Annotated in this window: 1 protein-coding gene; it reads left to right on the forward strand. The window is 72.0% G+C overall.

Features of this window, described 5'->3' with window-relative positions:
- Positions 1 to 719, forward strand: a 719-nt coding sequence (locus tag IE94_RS0134395) for a thiolase family protein (RefSeq protein WP_030192451.1), incomplete at both ends; no start/stop codon positions are given.

Here is a 719-nt window from a genome sequence, read left to right on the forward strand (position 1 = left end):
CCAGGGTTCGGACATCGCCCGGATCGCGGCGATCGCCGCCGGACTGCCGGACACGGTGGCCGGGGTGCAGGAGAACCGCTTCTGCGCCTCGGGCCTGGAGGCCGTCAACATGGCCGCCATGAAGGTGCGCTCCGGCTGGGAGGACCTGGTCCTGGCGGGCGGTGTCGAGTCCATGTCCCGCGTCCCGATGGCCTCGGACGGCGGCGCCTGGTTCAACGACCCGATGACCAACCTCGCCACCAACTTCGTTCCGCAGGGCATCGGCGCCGACCTGATCGCGACCATCGAGGGCTTCTCGCGCCGCGACGTCGACGAGTACGCGGCCCTCTCCCAGGAGCGCGCGGCCACCGCCTGGAAGGAGGGCCGCTTCGAGCGCTCCGTCGTGCCCGTGCGGGACCGCGCCGGTCTCACCGTCCTCGACCACGACGAGCACCCGCGGCCCGGCACCACCGCCGACTCCCTCGCGGGGCTCAAGCCCTCCTTCGCCGACATCGGCGAGCTGGGCGGCTTCGACGCCGTGGCGCTCCAGAAGTACCACTGGGTGGAGAAGATCGACCACGTCCACCACGCGGGCAACTCCTCCGGCATCGTCGACGGCGCCACCGGCCCCGCCCCGGCCACCCGCAAGGCCCTCGCCAAGGCCGGGCTGACCATCGACGACATCGACCTGGTCGAGATCAACGAGGCCTTCGCGGCGGTCGTCCTGCGCTTCGCCAAGG

Origin of the sequence: Streptomyces violaceorubidus, from assembly GCF_000717995.1 — a bacterium.
GTDB classification, from domain to species: domain Bacteria; phylum Actinomycetota; class Actinomycetes; order Streptomycetales; family Streptomycetaceae; genus Streptomyces; species Streptomyces violaceorubidus.